Annotated in this window: 3 protein-coding genes; all 3 read left to right on the top strand. The window is 29.7% G+C overall.

Annotation, left to right across the window (positions count from 1 at the left end):
- The coding region (locus KGI01_RS13940; protein WP_170214803.1) for a hypothetical protein at positions 1-380 on the top strand (380 nt) is incomplete at its 5' end.
- Between the two features lie 403 nt (positions 381-783).
- A complete protein-coding gene (locus tag KGI01_RS13620; RefSeq protein WP_141275130.1) occupies positions 784-1,026 on the top strand; it encodes a hypothetical protein in 243 nt (80 codons plus the stop codon).
- A 366-nt stretch (positions 1,027-1,392) separates the two neighbouring features.
- Positions 1,393-1,736 (top strand): RHS repeat domain-containing protein (locus tag KGI01_RS13615; protein ID WP_141275129.1); only part of this gene is annotated, 344 nt, incomplete at its 3' end.

Genomic DNA, 1,736 nt, shown 5'->3' with positions numbered 1-1,736 from the left:
ATCCAAATGGCGAGAAAAGTTGGAAAATTGTACGTAAAGATGTGTTAGCAAATACGATTACAACTATTATAGGTTTAGCAGTCGGCTTTCATGGAATCTATACATTGGCAAGAATGTTGAAAACCTATACTAAGGCAAAGGTAGTCCAGCTAAAATTAGTAACTTATATAACTAAAATGGGTATATATAGAAATTTAGCAGTAACTATTGCAAGTACATTAGTTAATTCAATTATAAATATAGCCGGTTCTTCTATAGGTGGGGTTGCAGTTTGGGTTCTTTCACGCTATTTTAAAACCGTTACTAAATATGCAAAAAAATATGTATATTGGGGTTCTAAAGTTAAAGTAGAATATCTTGATTTTGGAAAGAGAAGGTAGGAATTGATGATAAACAATCTATGGATCGGAATAAATATCGCTTATATTATTTTATTAACAACTTTTCTTTTAAATCTTTTTATTAAAATAAAGTTTAAAGAGGCCATCAATATAACTGCATCATTTATCAGTTTGGGTTTAAATTATATTGTAAGTCTAGTTATTCTTTTTACTGATACTTTATCTTATATAGGGAATACACTACTATTCATCATTGCGACTTTTTTAATGATTACGTACACATATATATCTATAAATAATATCCAACTTAAAAAAAGTATGAAGATAAATATGTTTGGAAATATCTTGGTTTTTATTTTTTCATCAGCAATTACAATTTTTTTGGTGATAAAAAAATATTTTATGTAATAAGATGGATTAAGACGGAGAAGTGGCTAAAAAAATGATTAAAAATTCGCGAATGCTTAAAAAGAAATTAGTTAATGAGGCCAAAAGAGCATTACGTAAAAAAGGAATAAAGATTCTTGCAACAATGGTTGGTTTATCTTGGGCTGTTGCTATAGATGTTTTTGGCACTGGATTTTATCATGGATGGAAAAAAAGTAATTATAATAATGGGCTTTGTAGTAGATGGGGAAGAAATTATGTAAGTTATGCTGCACACGTTGCAAAGAAAGAGGCCTAATCATTTATGAATTTTAAACAAATATTTTATTTTTTGTCGGAATGTTAATATTATTATTAGCAAGTGATATAACTTATAATACAGATCATATTATTCCGATTTTCATAGTAATAGTATCAGTTTTTTATTTACTATATACGGAGATTTTCAAGAATACACTTTCAATAAAGAGCATATTAATAGGTGTAAGTATTGCATGGCTCATATATCACTTTGTGAATATTTAATTTTTTAGATGGAGTCTACTAAGTAAAAAAGAAATGATGTAGACCATATTAAAACCAGTGCAGATCAAGTTTCACATGATTACCAAAGTGATATCGATGTACCAAACAATAAAACGACCCTTACATTGAACAATGATTTATGGAAAAAGTGACGCAAATGAACGATACGAATTTACTTGGTTCATTGATGTACACAACAAAAGCGCAGCAACCATTTAAAATTTTCTATGACTATACGAAAAATGGAAATATCGTACAAGCCGATGTCAATGGTCAAGTGAGCAGCTTTGTATATGATGCCAATGACCAATTAACAAAAGAAACCTTACCAGACGGTACGATCAACACGTATGATTATGACGCAGTAGGGAATCGTACAGCATCTGAAGTGAATGGTGAGAAAGCGACTTTCACGTATAATGATGCCAATCAAATTGCGACGAAAAATGAAACAACTTATACGTATGACAAAGATGGTAATTT

Source organism: Kurthia gibsonii, assembly GCF_006539985.1.
Lineage (GTDB): Bacteria > Bacillota > Bacilli > Bacillales_A > Planococcaceae > Kurthia > Kurthia gibsonii.
The sequence above is the reverse complement of the archived record's forward strand: the minus strand, read 5'-3'. Positions and strand labels throughout refer to the sequence as shown.

Coding starts and splice junctions, on each gene's coding strand:
- KGI01_RS13620 (WP_141275130.1), top strand. CDS start 784: ATGATTAAAAATTCGCGAATGCTTAAAAAGAAATTAGTTAATGAGGCC.